Annotated in this window: 19 protein-coding genes; 10 read left to right on the forward strand and 9 right to left on the reverse strand. The window is 73.9% G+C overall.

The window, feature by feature from the left end:
* Positions 1-22: 22 nt before the first annotated feature.
* On the forward strand, positions 23-364 hold the full coding sequence (locus KB893_RS14635; RefSeq protein ID WP_211927605.1) for a hypothetical protein: 342 nt from the start codon (positions 23-25) through the stop codon (positions 362-364).
* A 120-nt stretch (positions 365-484) separates the two neighbouring features.
* Here the strand turns inward: KB893_RS14635 and gap are convergent, their stop codons facing one another.
* Entirely contained in the window at positions 485-1,498 is a 1,014-nt protein-coding gene (gap, locus tag KB893_RS14640; protein ID WP_211927604.1) for a type I glyceraldehyde-3-phosphate dehydrogenase, read from the reverse strand.
* Between the two features lie 101 nt (positions 1,499-1,599).
* Here gap and KB893_RS14645 point away from each other — a divergent pair, with 101 nt between their 5' ends.
* The 9 genes from KB893_RS14645 (at position 1,600) to KB893_RS14685 (ending at position 8,568) form a co-directional block, all read left to right on the forward strand.
* On the forward strand, positions 1,600-2,466 hold the full coding sequence (locus KB893_RS14645) for a S1/P1 nuclease (RefSeq protein ID WP_246505678.1): 867 nt from the start codon (positions 1,600-1,602) through the stop codon (positions 2,464-2,466).
* Positions 2,467-2,530: 64 nt separating this feature from the next.
* Positions 2,531-3,145, forward strand: coding sequence for an OmpW/AlkL family protein (locus tag KB893_RS14650; RefSeq protein WP_211928225.1), 615 nt, complete (start codon positions 2,531-2,533; stop codon positions 3,143-3,145).
* A gap of 51 nt (positions 3,146-3,196) precedes the next feature.
* Complete coding sequence (locus tag KB893_RS14655; RefSeq protein ID WP_211928226.1) at positions 3,197-3,364, forward strand: hypothetical protein; 168 nt, start codon at positions 3,197-3,199, stop codon at positions 3,362-3,364.
* Positions 3,365-3,420: 56 nt separating this feature from the next.
* Positions 3,421-3,768 carry a winged helix-turn-helix domain-containing protein gene (locus tag KB893_RS14660; RefSeq protein WP_211928227.1) on the forward strand — a complete coding sequence of 116 codons (348 nt, stop codon included), beginning with the start codon at positions 3,421-3,423 and terminating at the stop codon, positions 3,766-3,768.
* 65 nt (positions 3,769-3,833) lie between these two features.
* Entirely contained in the window at positions 3,834-4,349 is a 516-nt protein-coding gene (locus KB893_RS14665) for a molybdopterin-binding protein (RefSeq protein ID WP_213173815.1), read from the forward strand.
* Between the two features lie 59 nt (positions 4,350-4,408).
* Entirely contained in the window at positions 4,409-5,197 is a 789-nt protein-coding gene (modA, locus tag KB893_RS14670; RefSeq protein ID WP_211928049.1) for a molybdate ABC transporter substrate-binding protein, read from the forward strand.
* 20 nt (positions 5,198-5,217) lie between these two features.
* Positions 5,218-5,904 (forward strand): molybdate ABC transporter permease subunit, encoded by a 687-nt coding sequence (gene modB, locus KB893_RS14675; RefSeq protein ID WP_211928050.1) that lies wholly within the window; start codon positions 5,218-5,220, stop codon positions 5,902-5,904.
* Between the two features lie 2 nt (positions 5,905-5,906).
* Positions 5,907-6,551, forward strand: a complete 645-nt coding sequence (locus KB893_RS14680) for an ATP-binding cassette domain-containing protein (protein WP_211928052.1) — start codon at positions 5,907-5,909, stop codon at positions 6,549-6,551.
* A 70-nt stretch (positions 6,552-6,621) separates the two neighbouring features.
* A complete protein-coding gene (locus tag KB893_RS14685; protein WP_213173816.1) occupies positions 6,622-8,568 on the forward strand; it encodes an acetyl-CoA hydrolase/transferase C-terminal domain-containing protein in 1,947 nt (648 codons plus the stop codon).
* 206 nt (positions 8,569-8,774) lie between these two features.
* Here KB893_RS14685 and tkt read toward each other — a convergent pair whose 3' ends face one another.
* The 8 genes from tkt to KB893_RS14725 all read right to left on the reverse strand — a co-directional run bounded on the left by tkt (position 8,775) and on the right by KB893_RS14725 (position 19,216).
* The gene (gene tkt / locus KB893_RS14690; protein WP_213173817.1) at positions 8,775-10,778 is read right to left on the reverse strand and encodes a transketolase; all 2,004 of its coding nucleotides are present in this window, start codon (positions 10,776-10,778) and stop codon (positions 8,775-8,777) included.
* A gap of 103 nt (positions 10,779-10,881) precedes the next feature.
* Complete coding sequence (locus KB893_RS14695; RefSeq protein WP_213173818.1) at positions 10,882-12,189, reverse strand: dicarboxylate/amino acid:cation symporter; 1,308 nt, start codon at positions 12,187-12,189, stop codon at positions 10,882-10,884.
* An 87-nt stretch (positions 12,190-12,276) separates the two neighbouring features.
* Complete coding sequence (locus KB893_RS14700) at positions 12,277-13,920, reverse strand: BatD family protein (RefSeq protein WP_211926619.1); 1,644 nt, start codon at positions 13,918-13,920, stop codon at positions 12,277-12,279.
* The gene (locus KB893_RS14705) at positions 13,917-15,767 is read right to left on the reverse strand and encodes a VWA domain-containing protein (protein WP_211926620.1); all 1,851 of its coding nucleotides are present in this window, start codon (positions 15,765-15,767) and stop codon (positions 13,917-13,919) included. Before KB893_RS14705 ends, KB893_RS14700 begins: the two co-directional genes overlap by 4 nt.
* Complete coding sequence (locus KB893_RS14710; protein ID WP_211926621.1) at positions 15,764-16,813, reverse strand: vWA domain-containing protein; 1,050 nt, start codon at positions 16,811-16,813, stop codon at positions 15,764-15,766. Before KB893_RS14710 ends, KB893_RS14705 begins: the two co-directional genes overlap by 4 nt.
* A complete protein-coding gene (locus KB893_RS14715; protein ID WP_211926622.1) occupies positions 16,810-17,283 on the reverse strand; it encodes a DUF4381 domain-containing protein in 474 nt (157 codons plus the stop codon). The genes KB893_RS14710 and KB893_RS14715 overlap by 4 nt, the downstream gene beginning before the upstream one ends.
* On the reverse strand, positions 17,280-18,209 hold the full coding sequence (locus tag KB893_RS14720) for a DUF58 domain-containing protein (RefSeq protein ID WP_338026969.1): 930 nt from the start codon (positions 18,207-18,209) through the stop codon (positions 17,280-17,282). The genes KB893_RS14715 and KB893_RS14720 overlap by 4 nt, the downstream gene beginning before the upstream one ends.
* Positions 18,206-19,216 (reverse strand): AAA family ATPase, encoded by a 1,011-nt coding sequence (locus KB893_RS14725; protein WP_213173819.1) that lies wholly within the window; start codon positions 19,214-19,216, stop codon positions 18,206-18,208. Before KB893_RS14725 ends, KB893_RS14720 begins: the two co-directional genes overlap by 4 nt.
* Between the last annotated feature and the right edge of the window lie 17 nt (positions 19,217-19,233).

Below are 19,233 nucleotides of genomic sequence, written 5' to 3' on the forward strand. Positions count from 1 at the left end.
GCCCCCCACAGGAGTAAGACCGATGACCAAGACCACCCTCAAGGCCACCGTTTTCGCCGCCGCGTTCGCCGTCGCCGGGTTCGCCGGCGCCCAGACCGCACCCGAGACCGCGCCGCCGGCCGATCCCGCCACCGACACCATGTCGGCACCGAGCAACCCGGCCCCGGCCGCCGCCCCGTCCTCGCAGCAGCTCGAGACCGCGCTCAACACCGCCGGCTACAGCGACGTCGCCGACCTGTCGCAGAACGGCGAGGTGTGGACCGCGCAGGCCACCAATCCGCAGGGCGCTGCGGTCATGATCGAGGTGGATCCGACCGCCGGCACCGTGCAGGAGACCCCGGTCGAGACCGAGGAAGCCGAGTAAGCGACCTCCGCCCGCACGTTCCGGAGCGCCCCGGCCCATGCCGGGGCGCTTTCGTTTTCCGACGTGGTGAAACGACGACGCCCGGCCGAAGCCGGGCGTCGGGTGCAGCGGACGGCGCGCTTACTTCGCCGCCATCAGCGCCCTGGTGGTGTCGAGCATGCGGTTGGAGAAGCCCCACTCGTTGTCGTACCACGACAGCACCTTGACCAGGGTGCCGCCCATGACGCGGGTCTGGGTCGCGTCGTAGATCGAGCTGCGCGGGTCGTGGTTGAAGTCGATCGATACCAGCGGCTGCGTGTTGACGCCGAGAATTCCCTTCAGGGGGCCCTCGCTGGCCTCGCGGATCGCGGCGTCGATTTCCTCCTTGGAGGTCTCGCGCGCGGCGACGAAGGAGAGGTCGACCACCGAAACGTTGATCGTCGGCACGCGCATCGCGAAGCCGTCGAGCTTGCCGTTGAGCTCCGGCAGCACCAGGCCGACCGCGGCGGCAGCGCCGGTCTTGGTCGGGATCTGCGAATGCGTGGCCGAACGCGCGCGGCGCAGGTCGGAGTGGTAGACGTCGGTCAGCACCTGGTCGTTGGTGTAGGCGTGGATCGTCGTCATCAGACCGTGGACGATGCCGATGCGGTCGTTGAGGACCTTGGCGATCGGTGCCAGGCAGTTGGTCGTGCACGAGGCGTTGGAGATCACCTCGTCGCTGGCCTTGAGGGCGCCGTGGTTGACGCCGTAGACGACGGTGGCGTCGACGTCCTTGCCGCCCGGCGCGGAGATGATCACCTTCTTGGCGCCGCCGGCCAGGTGCGCCTTGGCCTTCTCCTTGGAAGTGAAGAAGCCGGTGCACTCGAGCACCACGTCCACGCCGATCTCGCCCCACGGCAGCTTGGCCGGGTCGCGCTCGGCGAACACCTTGATGCGGTCGCCGTTGACGACGAGATCGCCGCCCTCGACCGCCACCTCGCCCGGGAACCTGCCGTGCGCGGTGTCGTGGCGGGTCAGGTGCGCATTGGTCTCGGCGTCGCCCAGATCGTTGACCGCCACCACCTGGATGTCGCCGGTGCGGTTCGACTCGTACAGCGCGCGCAGGACGTTGCGGCCGATGCGGCCGTACCCGTTGATCGCGACCTTGATCGCCATGTGCTCGACTCCTCGTGGACGGTGGTGGACTGCGGTGCGGGGCCCGCAGAGACCGCGTATCTTAGCCGGTCCCCCGTAGCGGCTTCATCACGGCACCGGCCTTGGCACGTCTCGTCCTCTTCCTGGCGACGGTTCTCGTCGCGCTTCCCCGTCCGGCCGCCGCCTGGAACGAACTCGGCCACCGCCTGGTGGGCGAACTCGCGCAGCGGCAGCTGTCGCCCGCCGCGCAGGCCGAGGTCGGGCGCCTGCTCGAGGGCGAGCCCGAACCCACCCTCGCCGGCGTCGCCGCCTGGGCGGACGAGCTGCGCGGCAGCGACGAGGCCGCCTACCGGCGCACCGGCGGCTGGCACTACGTGAACTTCCCGCGCGGCGACTGCCACTACGTCGCCGCCCGCGACTGCCCGGACGGCGACTGCGTGGTCGGCGCGATCCAGGCCCAGCTCCGGCTCCTCGCCGACCGCAGCCGACCGCAGCCGGTGCGCCGCGACGCGCTGAAGTTCGTCGTGCACTTCGTCGGCGACGTGCACCAGCCGCTGCACGCCGGCGACCGCGCCGACCGCGGCGGCAACGACTACCAGATCAGCCTCGCCACCGACCTCGCCCCCGCTGCGTACGCGCGGATGGCCTACAACCCGGTGACGCAGGTGCAGGGCACGAACCTGCATGCGGTGTGGGACGGTTACGTACTGCGCTCGCGCAGGCTCGACGTGGATGCCTACGCGGACGCGCTGGCCGATGCGGTCCCGCCGGCCGATGCCGCCATTCCCGGTCCGGAGCGCTGGGCCGAGCAGTCGTGCGCGCTGCTGGACAGCGCGGCGATCTATCCGGCCGGACACAGGCTCGACCACGACTATCTCGAACGCATGCGCCCGCTCGCGGAGGCCCAGATCGAGGCGGCCGCGGCGCGCCTCGCCGCGGCGCTGGAGCAGGCCCTGGTCGCCACACCGGAATCCGCCGCGGCGCATTGATCGCCGTCAATGCCCGCGCGCCGCCGCGCGCGCAGCCTGTCTCCACCCTCCAAGGAGACAGAGCATGTTCCGCCCCACCCCGCGCCACCTGGCCCTCGTCCTCGCCGTCCTCTGCGCCGCTCCCGCCGCCCAGGCGGCCGAATGGTCGCTGCGCGCCGGCCCCACCCACGTGTCGCCGAAGTCCGACAACGGCAGCCTCGCCGGAGGGGCCCTGGCCGCCGACATCGACGACGAGACCCAGCTCGGGCTGACGCTCAACGCGCGCTTCACTCCGCACTTCGCGCTCGAACTGCTCGCGGCCACGCCGTTCCACCAGATGGCCAGGCTCAACGGCGCCGAGGCGGTCGACTTCCGCCACCTGCCGCCGACCCTGACCGCGCAGTGGCACTTCCTGCCCGGGTCCAGCGTCAGCCCCTTCGTCGGGGCCGGCGTGACCTACACCTGGATCTACGACGAGAAGGAGATGGGCCCGGTCGCCGGCGCCGACGTCAAGATCGACAACACCTGGGGCGCCTCGGCGCAGGCCGGCCTGGTGTTCCGGCTCAACGACCGCCTCGACCTGGTCGCCGACGCGCGCTGGATGGACATCAGCCCGGACGTGCGCGTCGACGGCGCCGACGTCGGCTCGGTCGACGTCGACCCGCTGGTCTACAGCGTGATGCTGGGCTGGCGTTTCTGACCACGCCGGGGAAGGCGCTGCGCGCGCCTTCCCTCTTCCGGAGATCGCACCATGTGGTCGCTGGTCAACCTCCTGCACGCCGGGCTCGCGCTCGGTGCGGCGCTCCTGATCCTGGGCTTCGGCCTGCGCAGCCGCAATCTGGGCGCGATGCTCATGGGCATCGGCTTCCTCTGCGCCCTCGTCGCCGGCTCGCTCAGGCTCTACGCCGCGCTCTACTGAGCGGCCGCCACGCGGCCGCCGCTATGCTGGCGCGGAGCCCGCCGCCGCCAGCCCCCATGTCCGCGCCCCGCATCAAGCTGCGCCTCGTCCTCGACGACGACCTCGTGCTCGGTCCGGGCAAGGCCGACCTGCTCGACGCGATCGCCCGCACCGGCTCGATCTCGGCGGCCGGGCGCGAGCTCGGGATGAGCTACCGCCGCGCCTGGGCCCTGATCGAGGCGATGAACGCCGGCTTCGCCACGGCCGTGGTCGAGACCGCGACCGGTGGTCGCGGCGGCGGCGGCGCACGCCTGACCGCCACCGGCGCCGAACTCCTGCGCCTGTACCGGCGCATGCTGGACCGCTGTACCGCCGCGGCCGGCGACGAGATCGCGGCGATCGCCCGGCTGCGGTGCATCGCCTGAGTGGCCGCGTTTGCCGGCCGGGCCGCGCTTCGTTATGTTTCTTCGGACATAACGAAGGAGAAGCCATGGGACCGCCCCGGTCGCGCGCGACGCGTCTGCTCGCGTTGCTGTTCGCCGCCTGGCTCGCGACGGCACCGGCGGCGGCAGCGCCGCCCACGGTCGATGTGGTGGGCTTCGGCGCCCACACCCGGCTGACCGCGGCCGAGCTCGCCGCCCTGCCGCGAAGCAGCGTCGTCGCCGAGGACCACGGCGCCCGCGGCCGCTGGGAGGGGGTGGCGGTGACCACCCTGCTCGCGCGGCTCGGAGCGGCCCAGGGCGAGTCGCTGCGCGGGCCGCGCCTGGGCGACGTGCTGCTGGTGACCGCACGCGACGGCTATCGCGTCGCCTACGCCCTGGCCGAGTTCGATCCGGATCTGGGCGGCGCCCGCGCCGTGCTGGCCGACACCCGCGACGGCCAGCCGCTGGACGCGCACGAGGGCCCGTTCCGCCTCGTACTGCCCGACGAGGCACGGCCGGCGCGCTGGATCCGCGGGATCGAGCGCATCGAACTGCACCGTCTCGCCGCACCGACCGCGCCATGAGCACGGATCGCGATCCTGCGGGCTATGCTGCCGCGCCGCCTGCTCGAGCCGAGCCCCCGATGCGTCCCCGTTCCCGACTCCGCCGCCTCCTGCTGGGCAGCCTGCTTGCGCTGTGCACGGTGGCGCCGGCGTGGGCGCAGGACGATGCGCCGATCACCGCGTTCGCCGCGGCCAGCCTGCGCGGCGCGCTCGACGAGGTCGCCGCGGCCTGGCAGGCCCAGGGCGGAGCGCCCGTCCGCATCTCCTATGCGGGCTCGTCGACCCTGGCGCGGCAGATCGAGGCCGGCGCGCCGGCCGACGTCTTCATCTCCGCCGACGTCGACTGGATGGACCGGGTCGAGGCGCAGGCCGGCCTGCAGCCGGGCTCGCGCCGCGACCTGCTCGGCAACAGCCTGGTCGTGATCGCACCGCGCGGACGTGGCACGGGAGAGGTGCTGGAGTCCGCCGGGGCCATGCGCGAAGCGCTCGGCGCCGATGGCCGCCTGGCGATGGCGCGGACCGCCTCGGTGCCCGCGGGCAAGTACGGGCGCCAGGCGCTGGAATCGCTGGGCTACTGGGACGCGATCCAGCCGCGCGTGGTCGAAGCCGACGACGTGCGCGCGGCACTGATGCTGGTGGCCCGCGGCGAGGCGCCGCTCGGCGTGGTGTACGGCAGCGACGCCGCGGCGGAGCCGAGGGTGCGGGTGGTCGCCACCTTCCCCGACGCCAGCCACGCGCCGATCGTCTACCCGGCAGCCGCGCTGCAGCGGGCCGATGCGCATGCGCAGGCGCGTGCCTTCGTCGACTGGCTGGCACGGCCGGACTCGCTGGCGGTGTTCGAGCGCCACGGGTTCGTCGCCCGCCGATGAGGCCCCCGGACCTTCGTCCCATGCCCGTCCTGACCCCGTCGGAAGTCACCGCCGTTGCGCTGAGCCTGAAAGTGGCGGCGACGGCCGCCTGCGCCAGCCTGCCCTTCGGCATCGCCGTGGCCTGGCTGCTGGCGCGGGTCGACTTCCCGGGCAAGGTGCTGGTCGACGCGCTGGTCTACCTGCCGCTGGTGCTGCCGCCGGTGGTCACCGGCTACGTGCTGCTGGTGCTGTTCGGGACCCAGGGACCGCTGGGCGGCCTCCTGCAGGAGCAGTTCGGCATCGTGCTGGCATTCCGCTGGACCGGCGCGGCGCTGGCGAGCGCGGTGATGGCGTTTCCGCTGATGGTGCGGTCGATCCGGCTGGCGATCGAGAACGTCGACCGCCGCATCGAGCAGGCCGCGGCCACGCTCGGTGCGTCGCCGTGGCGGGTGTTCCTCGACGTCACCCTGCCGCTGGCGTGGCCGGGCGTGGTGGCCGGCCTGGTGGTCGCCTTCGCCAAGGCGCTGGGCGAATTCGGCGCGACCATCACCTTCGTCTCCGCCATTCCCGGCGAGACCGAGACGCTGTCGGCGGCGATCGACGGCCTGCTGCAGGTGCCCGGCGGCGAAGCCGGCATCTGGCGACTGGCCGCAGTGTCGGCCGTGCTCGCCTTCGGCGCCGTGCTGCTTTCGGAGTGGCTGGTGCGGCGGCCGCGGAGGACGCGGTGAGCATCGACATCGACGTCGAACTGCGCCGCGGCGCATGGCAGCGCCGGGTCCGCCTCGCCGCCGACGCCCGCACGCTGGCGCTGACCGGGCCCTCCGGCATCGGCAAGACCTCGCTGCTGTACGCGGTCGCGGGCCTGCTGCGGCCGGAGGCCGGGCACATCGAGATCGGCGGGCAGCGTCTGTTCGACCGCGCACGCGGCATCGACCTGCCGCCGCACCGGCGCCGCATCGGCTACGTGTTCCAGGACGCGCGCCTGTTCCCGCACCGTGACGTGCGCGCCAACCTGCTCTACGGGCAGCGCCGGCGCGGCGGCAGGCCGGCCCCGGGCGACGAGGTCTTCGACCTGGACGAGGTCGTCGCCCTGCTCGGCATCGGCGAGCTCCTCGCCCGCCGCCCGGCCGGGCTCTCCGGCGGCGAGGCGCAGCGCGTGGCGATCGGCCGCGCCCTGCTCTCGCAGCCGCACGTGCTGCTGTTCGACGAGCCGCTCTCGGCGCTCGACCGCGCCCGCCGCGCCGAGCTCCTGCCCTGGCTGCGCCGGGTCCGCGACGAGACCCGCATCCCGATCGTCTACGTCAGCCATGCGCCGGAGGAGATCGCCGAACTGACCACCGAGATCCACCGCCTCGACGACCCGCCCTCGGCCTAGGCGCGGAGGATCGACCCGAGCGTCATCGCGGCGCCGCCACACTGGGCGGTGCAAGTCCACGGAGAAGCGGATGCAGCAGGTCACCACGCTCGACGCCGCGGTCGAGGCCATCCTCGCCCACGCAGGCCCCGCGCTGCGCATCGGCGCACCGCTGGGGATCGGCAAGCCGCACCGGCTGCTCAACGCGCTGTACGCGCGGGTCAGGGACGATCCGACGCTGTCGCTGCACGTCATGACCGCGCTGTCGCTGTCGCCGCCGAAGCCCGCCCCGGGACTCGAGAGGCGCTTCCTCGCTCCGTTCCTCGACCGCCATTTCGGCGCCGACTTCCCCGCGCTCGACTACGTCGCCGACCGCGCCCGCGATGCGCTGCCGGCCAACGTCGAGATCGAGGAGTTCTACATGCAGTCCGGCGGCCTGCTCGGGTCCGCCCAGGCCCAGGCCGACTACGCCAGCCTCAACTACACCCATGTCGCGCGCGACGTCGCCAGCCGCCGCCCGAACGTGGTGGTGCAGAAGGTCGCGCGCGAACCCGGCGGCACGCGCCTGTCGGCCAGCAGCAACCCCGACCTGAGCTTCGACCTGCTCGACGAGATCGCGCGCCGCGGCCTGCCGCGGCCGCTGCTGGTGGCCGAGGTCGACCCGGCGCTGCCGTGGCTGGACGGCGACTGCGTGATCGAGGCCGCCTTCGCCGACCTGGTCGTCGAGCTGCCCGGGCCGGCGCCGAAGCTGTTTGCCCTGCCGCGCCAGCCTGTCTCCGATGCCGACTACGCCATCGGTCTCTACGCCAGCGCCCTGGTGCGCGACGGCGGCACGCTGCAGATCGGGATCGGCGCGCTCGCCGACGCGCTCGCCCATGCGCTGGTGCTGCGGCACACGCGCAACGACGAGTATCGCGCGCTGCTGGACGCATTCGCGCCGGGGCTTGCGGATTCGGAGCTGGTGCGCGGCACCGGCGGCACCGCCCCGTTCGAGCACGGCCTCTACGGCGCCAGCGAGATGGTCAACGACGGCTTCCGGGTGCTGGCCGAGGCCGGCGTGCTGACCCGCAGGGTCGTCGACGACGAGCGCGCGATGCGCCGCATCAACCGCGACGAGGCCACCCATGAGGACCGGCTCGCGCTCGAGCGCGAGGGCCGCTGGCTCGACGGCGCCTTCTACTTCGGCTCGAGCGAGCTCTACGACTGGCTGCGCACCCTGCCGCCGGAACGCGCGCGCGGCCTGCGCATGACCCGCGTATCGCAGGTCAACCAGCTCTACGGCCGCCACGAACTGCTCGAGCGCGAGCAGCGTCGCCATGCGCGCTTCTTCAACACCTGCATGATCGCCACGGCGCTGGGCGCGGTGGCCTCGGACGCGCTGGAGGACGGGCGCGTGGTGTCGGGCGTCGGCGGCCAGTACAACTTCGTGGCGATGGCGCACGCGCTCGACGACGCGCGCTCGGTGCTGATGCTGCGCGCCACCCACGGCGGCGGCGGCAGGCTCACCTCCTCGGTGCGCTGGAACTACGGCCACACCACCATCCCGCGGCACCTGCGCGACATCGTGGTGACCGAATACGGCATCGCCGACCTGCGCGGCGCGCGCGACGCCGACTGCGTGGCGGCGATGCTGGCGATCACCGACGCTCGCTTCGGCGAACCCATCGTCGAAGCCGCGCGTGCGGCCAGGAAGCTGCGTCCGGGCATGACGCTGCCCGACATCCGCGGCAACACGCCCGGGCGCCTGCGCGACCGGCTTGCGCCGTACCGCGGTTCGGGACTGCTGCCGGACTATCCCGTCGGCAGCGACTTCACGCCGGTCGAGCAGCGCCTGCTGAAGGCCCTCGCCTGGCTGCGCGGCGAGACCGCGACGCGCGCGGGCAAGGCGCGTGCGGTGCTCGCGGCGCTCGGCAACCGCGCTGGTGCCGATGCCGAGGCGATGGCGCGAATGGGGCTGGAGCACCCGCAGGGTCTGCGCGGGAAGCTCGAGGCCGCCCTGCTGCGCCTGGCCCTGGTGCGCACCGCGCCGCGCCGGTAGGCGCGGCTGTGACTCCTGCCCCCGCTCCGCACCCGTAGCCCTCGCGGCCGGAGCCGCTCCTGCGGGACACCGCTGCCCCGGGCGCGCGGCCTGCGGGTCCCGGGTCCCGGGTCCCGCATTACCACCATCGCCTCATGCCACCGTCGGTCGCGGCTGAAGCCGCTCCTACAAGGGGCACCGGGCAGCGGGCGCAGTCGTCCTGCGGATCAGCCCAGCGCCTTCGCCGTCTCGACGATGCGCTCGACGCCGAAACCGAAGTGCTCGAACAGCTGGTTGGCCGGACCGGAGGCGCCGAAGCCGTCCATGCCGATCACCGCGCCATCGAGGCCGACGTATTTGCGCCAGAAGTCGGCGGTGGCGGCCTCGATCGCGATCCGCCTGCGGCACCACGACGGCAGCACGCCCTCGCGCCACTCCGGCGGCTGGCGGTCGAACACGTCGGTCGACGGCATCGACACCACGCGCACCCTGGTGCCCTGCTGGTCGAGCGCGCGCGCGGCCTGCATCGCCAGCTCCACCTCGGAACCGGTGGCGATCAGGATCACCTCGAAGGTCGCCTCCGGCGGGTCCAGCAGCACGTAGCCGCCGCGGGCGACGTCGGCGAGCTGCTGCGCGTCGCGCTGCTGGTGCTGCAGGTTCTGGCGCGAGAACACCAGGCAGCTCGGACCGTCGCGGCGCTCGATCGCCGCGCGCCAGGCCACCGCCGTCTCCACCGCGTCGCAGGGACGCCAGACGTCGTTGTTCGGGATGTGGCGCAGGCTCGCCAGGTGCTCGACCGGCTGGTGGGTCGGGCCGTCCTCGCCGAGGCCGATGGAGTCGTGGGTGTAGACGTGGATCGCGTGCGCCGGGATCAGCGCGCTCATGCGGACCGCGTTGCGCGCGTAGTCGGAGAACACCAGGAAGGTCGCGTCGAACGGCAGGAAGCCGCCGTGCAGGGCGAGGCCGTTGGAGATCGCGGTCATGGCGAACTCGCGCACGCCGTAGAACACGTAGTTGGCGTCGCGGTCGGCGCCGGCGACAGACTTGCTGGCCTTCCACAGGGTCAGGTTGGAGTGCGCGAGGTCGGCGGAGCCGCCGACCATCTCCGGCAGCAGCGGCGCGTAGGTCTCGATCGCCAGCTGCGAGGCCTTGCGCGTGGCGATGGTGTGGCCCTCCTCCTGCATGCGCTGCACGTAGGCGTCGGCGGCGTCGGAGAAGCCGGCCGGCAGCTCGCCGTGGGAGCGCCGCACCAGCTCGGCCGCCTCCGCCGGGAACTGCGCGGCGTAGGCGTCGTAGAGCCGGTTCCAGTTCTCCTCGCGGACGATGCCGGCGTTGATCGCGCGCCAGCCGTCCTGGATCCCCGCCGGGATCTCGAACGGCCCGTGCGCCCAGCCGAGCTGCTCGCGCATCAGCGCGATCTCGTCCTTGCCCAGCGGCGCGCCGTGGCTGGATTCCTTGCCCGCCTTGTTCGGCGAACCGAAGCCGATGGTGGTGCGGCAGCAGATCAGGGTCGGCCTGTCGCCGGCCTTGAGCGCGGTGTCGATCGCGGTCTTGATCTCGCGCGCGTCGTGGCCGTCGACGTTGCGGATCACCTGCCAGCCGTAGGCCTCGAAGCGTGCGGCGGTGTCGTCGGTGAACCAGCCCTCGACCTTGCCGTCGATGGAGATGCCGTTGTCGTCCCAGAACGCGACCAGCTTGCCCAGCCGCCAGGTGCCGGCGAGCGAGGCGGCCTCGTGCGAAATGCCCTCCATCAGGCAGCCGTCGCCCATGAACACCCAGGTGCGGTGGTCGACGATCTCGAACTCCGGCCGGTTGAAGCGCTGCGCGAGCAGCTTCTCGGCCAGCGCGAAGCCGACCGCGTTGGCGAAGCCCTGGCCCAGCGGCCCGGTGGTGGTCTCCACCCCCGGGGTGTGGTGCGCCTCGGGATGGCCGGCGGTCAACGAATGCAGCTGGCGGAACTTCTTCAGCTCGTCCAGCGGCAGGTCGTAGCCGGCCAGGTGCAGCAGCGCGTACTGCAGCATGGAGCCATGGCCGTTGGACAACACGAAGCGGTCGCGGTTGAACCACTTCGGGTTCTTCGGGCTGTGGCTGAGGTAGTCGTTCCAGAGCACCTCGGCGATGTCGGCCATGCCCATCGGCATGCCGGGATGGCCGGACTTGGCGGCCTCCACCGCGTCGGCGGCGAGGAAGCGGATGGCGTTGGCGAGTTCGCGGCGGGAAGGCGTGGTCATCGGGATTCCGGAGGAGGCGGGCGGCGGCGCCGTCGTCACGACGGCATCGACACATTGTCGCCGACCCGGTGGCGGCGGCCAAACCCGCAACCTGCCGTGCCGCTCACACGCGGTCGGGCGTCGCCGGCGGCGCCTCGGCGTGCCCGCCGGCGATCTCGCTGCGGCCGATCACCACCGCGCCGGCCATGTCGCCGGTGACGTTGACCGTGGTGCGACACATGTCGAGCAGGCGGTCGACGCCGAGGATCAGGCCGATGCCCTCCGGCGGGATGCCGAACATGGCCAGGATCATCGCGATCACCGGCAGCGAGCCGCCGGGAACGCCGGCGGCGCCGACGCTGCCGAAGATGCACAGCGCCAGGATCATCACCTGCTGCGCGATCGTCAGGTCCACGCCGTAGAACTGCGCCAGGAACAGCACGGTGATGCCCTCGAACAGGGCGGTGCCGTTCATGTTGGCGGTGGCGCCGAGCGTACACACGAAACGTGCCACCGAGCGCGGCACGCCGAGCGCCTCCTCGCTGACCTTCAGCGTCGTGGGCAGCGTCGCCGACGACGAGGAGGTCGAGAACGAGGTCAGGATCGCCGGCTGCGCGCCGCGGAAGAAGGCCAGCGGCGACATCCGCCCGAACACCCACAGCAGCAGCGGGAACACCACGAAGAAGTGGATGCCCAGCGCCAGCAGCACCGTGCCCACGAAGCGCGCGAGCTGCAGCAGCACGTCCACGCCCAGCCGTGCGGTGACGGTGAACAGCAGCGCCGCCACCGCGTACGGGGCCAGCCGGATCACCCAGCCGATCAGCGCCAGGCAGATGTCGTACATGCCCTGGCAGGCGCCGACGAAGGTGCGCGTCCCGTCGGTGCGGACCACGGTCGCGGCGATGCCGACGAACAGCGCGAACACCATCACCGCGATCAGGTCGCCACTGGCCGCCGCCGCGACCGGGTTGCGGGGCACCAGGTTGAGCAGCACCTGGATCCCCGACACGCCCTCGCGCTGCGCGGCGATCTCGCCGCCGCGCTCGCCGGCCTGCGCCATCAGCGCGGCGCGCGCGGCCTCGTCGAGGCCGGCGCCGGGCTGCAGCAGGTTGACCAGGACCAGGCCGAGCGTCACCGCCACCGCGGTCACCGCGACGATCCACAGCAGCGTCTTGAAGCCGATGCGGCCGAGCGAGTGCGGCTCGCCGATCTCGACCACGCCCAGCACCAGCGCGGTGAACACCAGCGGGATCACCAGCATGAACAGCAGGCGCAGGAAGATCTGCCCGATCGGATCGGTGATGTAGGTGGTGACGACGTCGACCCAGCCGGCGTCGGCGGCGAACGCGTTGACCAGCAGGCCGGCGGCCACGCCGACGACGAAGCCGATCAGCATCTTGGTGTGCAGCGCGAGGCCACCGGACGAGCTCATGCAGACTCCTGGCAGGGCGCCACCCGCGCGGCGCCGGAACGGAACAAAGCTGCGCAGCCTACCGCAGCGCCGGCACGCGGGGGCGCTTCAGCGCCGCGGATACAGCGCCGGCAGGACCCCTTCGTTGACTGCCGGCGACGCGCGCCAGCGCGGGCCGCCGCGGAACGCCGCGCGCAGCGCCTCGCGCGCCGCGGCCGGGTCGCCCCGCCCCCACAACGCGCGCGCCAGCGCGTCGACGGCGTCGCGCTGCGCGGGGTCGTCCAGGCGCGCGGCGACCTGCTCGAGGTTGCCGTGCGCGCCGGCGCCGACGCCCACCGAGGCGGCGAGCGCCGCGGCCACCGCCTGCAGGTCGCCCTCGCGCAGCGCCCGATCGAGCGCGACGCGCGGCGCCGCCGGGGCCGCCGTCGGGGCGGCTCCCGCAGCGCGCGTCCGCCCGTTGTCCGCGGTCGCACCGCGGCGCCACCCCCACGCGCCGAGCGCGAGGCAGCACAGCGCGAGCACGGCCGTCGCCAGTTGCCAGGGCCATGCCGATGCCATCGGCATGGCGCCTGCGCGGTCCGCGGCCACCGGCGCGGCGACCGGTGCCGCCGGGACGCCCGCGCCGGCAGCCACCTCCAGGTGGAATCCCGGGACCTCGGCGCTCCGCGCGCGGTCGGCGCCGGTGTCCCACCAGCCGACCTGCAGCGCCGGCACCTCGAGCGGGCCCGGGCGCTGGGGGACGATCGCGAAGCGGCGGGTCAGCGTCGACTGCACCCGCCCGTCCTGCCACTGCTCGCGCGTCTCCGGGGGTTCCGGGAACACCTTCGCGCCCTCCACCTCCGGGTACTGGAGGTCGGGCAGCTGCGAGGCGGTGGCGCCATCGACGCGGAGCGTGACCGAGACCAGCGCCGGCTCGCCGGAGCGCCCCTCCTCCGGCGGCGCCTCCGCGCTGATCTCCAGGCCGCGCGCGGGCAGCCACGGCTGCGGCGCACCGGTCGGCTGCGGGCGCACCTGCAGGGTCTGCGGCGAGCCCGCGGTCACGGTCACGCCGCCATTGCCCATCAGCGAATCGAAGCCGCCGGACAGGGTGCGGCCGCGGAAACGCGGCGCCGGTACCGCGATCTCGCCGCTGCGCTCGGGGGTGAGCAGGAAACGCCGCTCGACCACGTTGTAGCGGCGCCCGGCGACGCTGCGCTGGTAGGTCACGTCCTCGCCGATGCGCTGCAGGGCGACGTCGTCCGGCGTCGGCGTCTCCAGCTGGCCGTCGAGCAGGGTCACCGCGTAGTACAGGCGCACGGTGTAGGCCACGCTCTGCTGCACGTAGGGGCTGTCGGTCTCCAGCTCGCCCTCGATGAACACCGGGTCGCCGGCACGCGCGCTGTCGATCCTCTCGGGCACCACGGTGAGCGCCAGCGGGTCGGTGGTCTCGTCGCCGACGGTGAGCCGCGGGATGCTGATGACGCCCTCGCGGCGCGGTTCCAGGGCAACGCCGTAGAGCGTGCGCGAGGTGACCTCGCCGTTGATGATCGAGGTCTGGCTGCTGTTGGTGACGCCGCGACGGATGAAGTCGGCGTCCAGCGGCGACAGGTCCGGCGCGCCACCGTTGCGGTCGGTCTCGATCGTCAGGGTCACCGTCTCGCCCATCGCGATGCGGTCGCGATCCAGCGAGGCCCGCGGCGCCGCGAGCGCCGCTCCCGCGCCCAACCCCAGCCATGCGGCCGCGATCAGCAGCCAGCCCGTCCACCGCTTCATTCGTTCTCTCCCGACTGCTGCCGGCGCCGGTACTCCAGCTCGAACTTGCGCCGCAGCAGGCCGCCCGGATCGTCCGGCACGCGCCGCAGCCACTGTTCCAGCGCCTGCCGTTCCTCGCGCTCGCGGCGCGTGTCCTCGTCGATGGCCGCGGCCTGGCGGTCACCGGCCTCGCCGCCGACGCCCTGCCGTTGCTGCAGGGCGCGCTCCATCTGCTGGCGCGCGGCCTCCTCCGCCGCGCGCTGCGCCTCGGCGTCCGCCTGCGGATCCTGCGGCCCCTCGCCCTCGTGCTCCTCCGGCTCGCGCGATCCGGGCTCGCCGCCGGGGTCCTGGCTGGCGGGATCCTGCGGGGACTGCTGCGGCCGGCCTTCGCCCGGCTCCTGCTGTCCGTCCTGCGGGTCCGCGCCAGGGCGGGATTGCTGCTCGTCCCCGTCCTGCGGGTCGCGCTGGTCCTGGCCGCCGTCCTGCTGCCGGGGAGGCTGCTGCGCCAGCCAGTCGGCGACGGCCTTGCGGTTGGCGGCGGCGTCGGCGTGCCCGGGCTCGGCCTGCAGCGCCTGGTCGTAGGCGGCCAGCGCGTCCTCGTAGCGGCCGGCGGCGGCGAGCGCGTTGCCGCGGTTGTAGTCGGCCTCCGCGCCCGGCAGGCCCGACCAGGTCTCGGCTGCGGTCGCGTAGTCGCCGGACCGGTAGGCCGCGGCCGCGGCCAGCGCCGGATCCTGCGCGAGGGCCCGGGCGCGCTCGGCATCGCCGGCGTCGAGCGCCCGCCGCGCGCGCTGGTCGGCGCGCAGGAAGGCCCCGTCCAGTCCCTGCGCCAGCGCTGGCCCCGTCGCCGGCAGCAGCATCACGCATCCCAGCGCCAGCAGCCAGCCGCGCCGGAAGCCGAGGAGCGCCAGCGGCAGCAGCACCAGGACCAGCCAGATGCCGTCGTCGCTGCGCGAGGCAGCGGCGGCGGCGTCGCGCGCGAGTGCGGCCTCGCCCTGCGGATCGAGCACGCCCAGCGCCTCCAGGTCGCCACGGTCGCCGCTCATTCCCGCGTAGCGGCCGCCTCCCTGGGCGGCCAGCCGCCGCAGCGAGCCGGCATCGAGCCGCGGCATCCGCAGCCCGCCGCCGGCATCGGCGATGAAGCCGCCGCGGTCGGCGACGGGCGCGCCGTGGGCGGTGCCGATGCCGAGCGCGGAGACCCGGAAGCCTGCTTCCCGCGCTGCTGCGGCGGCGGCCTGCGCATCGGCGTCGGCGCTGTCGGTGATGAGCAGGATGTCGCCGGCGCCGAAGCCCGCGTTCTGCAGCAGCTCGACCGCGCGGCGGACGGCCAGGTCGGCGCGCTGGCCATCCGCCGGCATGACGTCGGGGGCCAGCGCATCCACGAACGCGCGCACGGTGGCCGCATCCTCGGTCAGCGGAGCTACCACGAAGGCGTCGCCGGCGAACGCCAGCAGCGCCACCTGGCCGCCGCGGCGCGATGCCAGCAGCTCGCTGACCTTGTAGCGCGCACGGGCGATGCGCGAAGGAGCGACGTCCGCGGCCAGCATCGACGAGGACAGGTCCAGCGCCACCACCAGCGGCGCCTGCGGCCGGTACAGCGGCTGCGGGTCGCGATGCAGGCTCGGCCCCGCCAGGGCGATGGCGGCCACGGCGATGGCCAGCGCGGCGAGCACGGGGGCGCCACGCTCGGCGCGCGCGCCGCCCGCTTCGAGCAGGTGCGGCAGCAGGTGCGGATCGACCGCCGTGCGCCATGCGCTGGCTGCGCGGCGGCGCCGGTGCCACAGCCAGGGCACGACCGGGACCAGCAGCAACAGCCAGAGCCAGTGCGGGCGCAGGAACTGGATATCGGCGATGGCATCCGCGAATGTCATGCCCGCTCCTGGCGCTGGCGGCCACCGGCGACCGACCCCGGGTTCCAGCCCCGCGACAGCAGCGCGGTCGCGAGGCCCAGCAGCATGCACAGTGCCGCCGCAGCCAGCGGGACGACGTACAGCTCGCGCCGCGGCCGCTGCACTTCGCCGGCGCGCTCGACCGGCTCGATCCGGTCCAGCTCGGCATAGATCCCGGCCAGCTCGGCGGTATCGCGCGCGCGGAAGTAGCGCCCGCCCGTTTCCGCGGCCACCGCCTGCAGCGTGGCCTCGTCGATCTCGTCGCCCCCGGCGCCGGCGCCGGGCACGCGCATGCCGAACAGGCTGGCCAGGCCGCTGCCGTCGCCGCCGAAACCGATGGTGTGCACGCGCACGCCGGCGGCCGCCGCCAGCTCGCCGGCCTTGCGCGGCTCGAGCGCGCCGACGTTGTTGACGCCGTCGGTGAGCAGGACCAGCACGCGCTGTCCCTCGGGCTGTTCGCGCAGGCGCTTGACCGCGAGCCCGATGGCGTCGCCGATCGCGGTCTCGCGGCCGGCCAGGCCGACGACGGTGTCGTCGAGCTGCTGGCGGATGGTCTCGCGGTCGAGCGTCAGCGGCGCCACCGCGTAGGCGCGCTGGCCGAACAGGATCAGGCCGACGCGGTCGCCCTCGCGCCGATCCAGGAAGTCGCCAAGGACCGCCTTCGCCGCGGTGAGGCGTTCGACCGGGCGGCCGCCGAGCTGCATGTCGGGTTCGGCCATGCTGCCGGACAGGTCGACGGCAAGCATCAGGTCGCGGCCGCTCTGCGGCGGCTGCACCACCTCGCCCAGCGTCTGCGGCCGCGATGCGGCCAGGCACAGCAGCGCCCAGGCCAGCAGCGGCAGCCAGCGCCAGCGCGCGCCGTGCGCGGGACCGGCATCGTCCAGCGCCGCCAGCTGCCGGGCGAACGGCACGCGCAGCGCCGCCGAGGTGTCCGGCGCAGGCGGCAGCAGGCGCGCCGCGAGCCAGGGCAGTGGCAGGGCCAGCAGCAGCCACGGCCAGGCCAGGCTCAGCCCGCCGAGCGCGCTCATGGGTCCTCCAGCAGATCGAGGAAGCGGCGCCGGACCAGGGGCAGCGCAAGCTCGACCTCGGTCGCATCGATGCCGCGCCGGTACGGGCCGCTGTCGAGGATGCGCCCCGGGCCGGCACTGAAGGGACGGCTCGCCTCGTTCGCATCGAGGAATTGCAGCCATGCCTCGCCGCCCAGCACCGCGGCCTCGGGATGGGCGCGGCGGGCGGCGCGACGCAGCAGCTCCGACATCCGCCGAAGCCGCTCCGCCGGCGCCACGTCCGCGGCCTGCACCGCATCGAACTCGGCACGCAGCCGCCGCTGCCGCCGCCGGCGCGCGGCCGTGCGCCGGACCAGCACGAACAGCACCGCGAGCACCGACAGCGCCAGCGCCGCGACCACCCACCAGCCCCACGCCGGCGGCCACCACTCGGGCGGTGGCGGCAGGTGGATGTCGCGCAGCTGCGGTCCCTGGGCGGCGGCTGGGGTCATGCCGCCTCCGGTGCGCCGGCGAGCAGCAGCGGGAGGATGGCTTCGGGCGACTCGTCGGTCCGCAGCACGCGCGCGATCGCGCCCAGCCGCACCAGGCGCGCCCGTGCGGCTTCGATGGTGTCGCCGAAGCGCGCCTGCCAGCGCTGCCGCCCGCTGGCGCCCGCCAGGTCCAGCAGGTGGCGTTCACCGCCTGCGGAGAACGCCAGCCGCGCCGCCGGCGGCGCGAGCTCCAGCGGGTCGGCCAGCAGCAGGACGATCAGGTCGTGGTGCGCGGCCAGCAGGCTGAGACGCGCATCCGAGACGGCTTCGAGGCTGGCGGCATCGGCCGTGAGCACCACCCGCGAACCGGGATGCAGCAGGCGCCCGGCGGCCGCCAGGGCCGGGTCGAGGCCGGCGTCGTCCGCGGGCCTGACGGCATAGAAGCGGGCGAAGGCGTCGAGCGCGCGCAGTGCGCCGCGGCTGCCGCCGGCGGGACGCACGGGCGGCTCGCTGCCGCCACGCAGCACCGCGATGCGGTCGCCGCTGCGCTGCGCCGCCCAGGCCACGAGCGCCGCGGCACGCGCCGCCTGCACCGACTTGAAGCAGACCCGGGTGCCGAAGTACATGGCCGGTGCGGTATCGCAGACGACCAGCGTCACCCGCTCGCGCTCGGCGTGGAAGATCTTGGTGTGCGCCCGCCCGCTGCGCGCGGTCAGGCGCCAGTCGATATGGCGCGCGTCGTCGCCGGCCGCATACGGCCTCGACTCCGCGTAGTCCATGCCGCGTCCGCGCACGCGCGAGGTGGTGCCGGTCGCGCCGCGGGCACCGCGGCCCGCCGGCGGCCATGCCCGTACGCGCGCGCGCAGCGCGATGAGCTCGGTCAGGTCCGGGCGGATGCCCGCGTCCGTGCCGCGCGCGGAACCGGGATCGCCCGCAGTCGCGCTCACGGCAGCGGGACGTGCCCGATCAGCGCCGCCACCAGCCGTTCGCCGTCCCAGCCTTCGGCGGTGGCCTCGTAGCTCGGCAGCACGCGGTGGCGCAGGACGTCGGGGGCGATCGCCTGCACGTCCTCGGGCGTCACGTAGTCGCGCCCGGCGAGCCAGGCGCGCGCACGCGCGCAGCGCTCCAGCGCGATCGAGCCGCGCGGGCTCGCGCCCCAGGCGATGCGCCTGGCGAGGCCGGCGTCGTAGGGCGACGCATCGCGTGTCGCCAGCACCAGCTCGATGATGTAGCGCTCGAGCTGCGGCGCCACATGGAGATCGAGCACGGCGGCGCGGGCGGCGAACACCTCCGCCTGGCTGACCCGGCGCGCCGGCGCGGGCCGCGCCTGCAGTGCAGTGCGCGAGCGCTGCCGCGCGAGCGCGAGGATTGCGGCTTCCGCGTCGGCCTCCGGATAGCCGATGCGCACGTGCATGAGGAAGCGGTCCAGCTGCGCCTCGGGCAGCGGATAGGTGCCCTCCTGCTCGATCGGGTTCTGCGTCGCCATCACCAGGAACAGCGACGGCAGCGCATAGGTCGTGCGGCCGACGGTGATCTGCTGCTCGCCCATGGCTTCCAGCAGCGCCGACTGGACCTTGGCGGGAGCGCGGTTCACCTCGTCGGCCAGCAGCAGGTTGTGGAACAGCGGCCCGGCCTGGAATTCGAAGCGGCTTTCCTGCGGCCGCCAGATCTCGGTCCCGGTGAGGTCCGCCGGCAGCAGGTCCGGGGTGAACTGCACGCGGTGGAAGTCCGCCTCCAGGCGCGCCGCCAGTTCCTTGATCGCCGTGGTCTTGGCCAGCCCCGGGGCGCCTTCCACCAGCAGGTGTCCATCGGCCAGGAGCGCGATCAGCAGCCGCTCGATCAGCGCCGCCTGCCCGACGATGGCACCGGCGAGGTCCTCGCGCAGGCCGGCGAAGGCCGCGTGCAGCGCGGACGGATCGATGGGCGAAGCGGCGACGGACGGAACGGCTTCCATGGAGATCCTGCTCGGGT

It is taken from the genome of Coralloluteibacterium stylophorae, assembly GCF_018122625.2.
Lineage (GTDB): Bacteria > Pseudomonadota > Gammaproteobacteria > Xanthomonadales > Xanthomonadaceae > Coralloluteibacterium > Coralloluteibacterium stylophorae.